The organism is Oleiagrimonas sp. (assembly GCF_027858935.1).
Taxonomy (GTDB): Bacteria; Pseudomonadota; Gammaproteobacteria; order Xanthomonadales; family Rhodanobacteraceae; genus Oleiagrimonas.
Window position 1 is genome coordinate 1 of sequence record NZ_JAQIBU010000187.1, and the last position, 4,063, is coordinate 4,063.

The 4,063-nt window shown below is 65.2% G+C and carries 2 protein-coding genes; both read left to right on the top strand.

Annotated features, from left to right (window positions below):
• On the top strand, positions 1–1,710 hold a 1,710-nt coding region (locus tag PF446_RS06960), incomplete at its 5' end, for a TIM-barrel domain-containing protein (RefSeq protein WP_298070565.1).
• Between the two features lie 516 nt (positions 1,711–2,226).
• Positions 2,227–4,063 (top strand): Six-hairpin glycosidase-like protein (locus tag PF446_RS06965; protein ID WP_298070566.1); only part of this gene is annotated, 1,837 nt, incomplete at its 3' end.

Sequence of the window (4,063 nt, forward strand, 5' to 3'; positions counted from 1 at the left end):
CGCCCGGACTTGAGCTACTACATCATCAGCGGCCGGCCGGACGCCATTTTCTCGTCGCTCGCCGACCTCAGCGGCCATCCACAACTGTTCCCGAAGTGGGCCACCGGCTTCACCAACTCTCAGTGGGGCATCAACCAGAAGCAGCTGCTGGCCATCATTCACACGTATCGCGCCAAGCACATCCCGATCGACAATTTCACCCTGGACTTCGACTGGAAGGCATGGGGCAAGAACCACTACGGCGAGTTTCGCTGGAACGCAAAGAAATTTCCCGACGGGCCCAGCGGCAAGCTGGCACGTGAGTTGGCCGCCGAAGGCCTGCACCTGACCGGCATCATGAAGCCGCGCATCCACGTGAACACCGTGGAGGGCCACTACGCCACCGTGCACCATCTTTGGGTACCCGGCGAAAAGGTCACGGACGACTACTTCTCGCACCGGCCGGTACGTGACATCGATTTCGACAAACCGGCGGCGCGCCGCTGGTTCGGACAGAAGGCCATCCAGTACGGCTTTGACAAGGGCATCGTCGGCTGGTGGAACGACGAGGCCGACGAGATCAATGACAACACCCAGTTCCTCAATATGGAGCGCGCGCTTTACAATGCCCAGCGCGCGCATACCGACATCCGGGTATGGTCGATCAACCGCGACTTCTGGCTCGGTTCGCAACGCTATGCCTACGGCATGTGGTCCGGTGACATCCAGACCGGCTTTGCCTCGATGGCCCGCCAGCGCCTGCGCATGCTCAACGCCATCACCATCGGCACGACCCTGTGGGGCATGGACGGCGGTGGCTTCAACGGCCATCCCTCGGATGAAAACTACGCCCGCTGGATCGAGTTCGGTGCCTTCACGCCGATCTTCCGCGTACACGGGGTCAAGCCCGAGAAGCGCCAGCCCTGGCGCTACGGCCCGATTGCCGAGAAGGCTGCCACGCATGCGATCCGCCTGCGTTATCGCCTGATTCCCTATATCTACAGTTACTTCTGGCAGGGCCACACGAGCGGCGTGGGCCTGGTACGACCGCTGGTCTTCGCCTGGCCGCACGACCCGGAAACCCGCAATGACGTGGATGCCTGGATGTTCGGCGACTGGCTTCTGGTCTCGCCGGTAGTCAAGCAGGGCCAGACTGAAAAGCGGATCTACCTGCCTGCGGGCACCTGGACCGACTGGGCCAGCGGCAAGGTCTACCCCGGTGGACAGACCATCACGCTCGCCACCGACAGCGTGCACTGGAGCGACATTCCGCTGTTCATCCGCCAGGGCGCGATCATCCCCACCCAGCCGGTGATGGACTACGTCGGCCAGCACCCGGTGACCACCATCACCTTGGACGTGTTTCCTGCGGCGCAGCCCACGCACTTCGACTACTACGACGACAACGGCCGCACCTACGCCTACGAGCATGGCGCCAACTACCGGCAGCGCCTGACCACACAGCGTACCGCTGGCGGCGCCACATTCCGCATCGACGCAGCAAAGGGCACCTACACCCCGGCCCTGCACGACTACCTGGTGAAGATGCACGGCATCGCCGCCACTGCCGTATCCGGCATCGGCCACCGCTATGCCAGCATCGCGGCGCTGCAAAAGGCCTCCGGTGAAGGCTGGGCCATCGGCCACGACCGCTTCGGCGCAGTCACCTGGGTACGCGTATCGGCACGCAAGCCCCACACCCTGAGCTTCCAGGCCCAACCCACGCACTGAGCATCCCTTCGGCGGGACCTCATGGTCGTAGCCCGGATAAGGCGTAGCCGCATCCGGGATCAGTGTTTTGTCGTGGCTTGGACATCCCGCCTAAAGGGCTGCTTCGCGGCCCTTCCCGGATGCGACCGAAGGGAGTGCCTGTGGTGCGACCGAAGGGAGTGCCCGTGGTACGGCTACGCCTTATCCGGGCTACCCGTTTTTGAAAAATCCCGTTCAGGTGTTCATTGGAGCGCAGGAACCATCCCCGCTTCTGAGGCACGCATTCCGACCGACTCCAGTCACGCGCGAAGAACCCCGCACCACGCTGAGCCGGGCCAATGAATACGTATGCGCCCACTGGCCCGCAGGCGTCGGACGTGCTTACCATGGGGAGATACCGAGATCCGTCCGGCGCACGCGCAATTCGCGCTCACCGTGGAACCGGACGATTGCCCAAGACGTTTCCGGGAGGAACCTGGCCATGACCGACGCAAGCAAGCGGGACGCCGTACATACGCCATGGATCGGGGGTTCGGCATGCTGAGCGTCCTGCTGACGGCGGCGATGGCCGCGGGACAGGCGGCGGCGCCAGTGTGGCACGACACGGTGGACTGGATGGGCCGGCAGGCGACGATGCATGCGCAGACCAACGGCCGCTTCGTGCTGAAGACGCCGGACACCACACGCAGCATCGACCCGCAGCGGTTCACGGTCGAGACCGCCAGCCCGCTGTTCGACGGGCTGTTCGCGATGGCGCAGTCGGACCTGAAGAAGATCTCGGTCGAGGCGATTACCGATGGCGCGTTCGACCATGGCCAGCCGATCCCTTGCCATTGCCTGATCGCCGGCAAGAAATGGCCCTTCGTGTGGACCCGCGACCTGTCGTACTCGATCGACCTGGGCCTGTGGCGCTTCGCTCCGCAACGCGCGCGCAATTCGCTGCTGTTCAAGCTTTCACCCGCACGCGGCAGCCACGTACCGCAAGGCCAGTACGTGATGCAGGACACCGGCTCGGGCGGCAGCTGGCCGATCAGCACCGACCGCGTGGTGTGGTTTCTCGGCGCGCGCCACCTGCTCGGCGACAAGGCGTTTGCCGACACCGTATACACCGCACTGAAGGACACGCTGGGCCAGGACCGCCTGTATGCGTATGACCCGACGACCGGCCTCTACCGCGGTGAGACCTCGTTCCTGGACTGGCGCGAGCAGAGCTATCCGGACTGGACCGCCGACAACGTGGTGTTCATTGCCCAATCGTTCGCGCTGTCGACCAATGTGCTGCATTACGAGGCGCTGCGGCTGGGCCAGAAGATGGCCGCACAGCGCCATGAAACCCAGGCCGCCGCGCGCTATCGCGGCCAGGCCGATGCCCTTAAAAAAGCCATCAACGCGCACTTCTGGCGTGCCGATCGCGGCCTGTACATGAGCTACATCGGCGGCCGCGTGCACCCGGCGCCGTTCGACGCCTACGACCTGCTGGGCACGGACCTGGCCATCACCAGCGGCGTGGCCGGCCCGCAACGTGCGCGCGAGGCTTTGGCCCACTACCCGACCTGGCCGGCGGGTAGCCCGGTGATCTGGCCCGAGCGCCGCAACCAGCCGATCTACCACAATCGCGCGATCTGGCCATTTGTCAGCGAATACACGCTGCGCGCAGCGCGTCGCGTGAACGACCCGGCGCGCATCGCGCACGCGTTGCGCACCCAGATGCGCGGCGCGGCACTGTACGCGACCAACATGGAGAACTATTCCCTGCGCACCCAGTCGATCCACGTCGACGAAGGCAAGCTGAGCGGCCCGGTGGTGGATTCGCCGCGTCAGGAGTGGTCGGTAGCCGGCTACCTGGACATGGTGCTGCGCGGCGTGTTCGGACTGCAAAACGACGGCTCCGTCGCGCCGAAGATTCCTGCGTCCCTGGTGCCGATGCTGTTCGGCGACCGCGACAGCATCCGCCTGGACCTGGGCGCGCGCCGCATCATCCTGCACCGTCCGGCCAGGCTGGACGGCAACCTGCTCGTCGCCGGAAGCGTGCGCCACGCAGGTCCGGTTACCGAGGTGCAACTGGTCGCGCGCAAGGTCCGGTCTCCAAAACTGCGCCTGGACGCACCGTTGTACCTGCCGCTGACTCCCGTTGCACCCACCGTCAAGGCACACGCCAGACAGTGGCGAATCAACAGCGATATCAAGGGTTTCGTGTACCTCAACGGCCATCGCCTGGGCCGCATTGCAAGGCACCGCAGCGTGGCGCGCAACGACAACCTGCAGTGCTTCAGCGTTACCGCGGTGGGCCCGCACGGGCTGGAATCGCTGCACAGCCCGGAAACCTGTGTCGGCCCGGTCCGGGCCATCGGCGGCGCCTGGCCGCGCGGCTGGA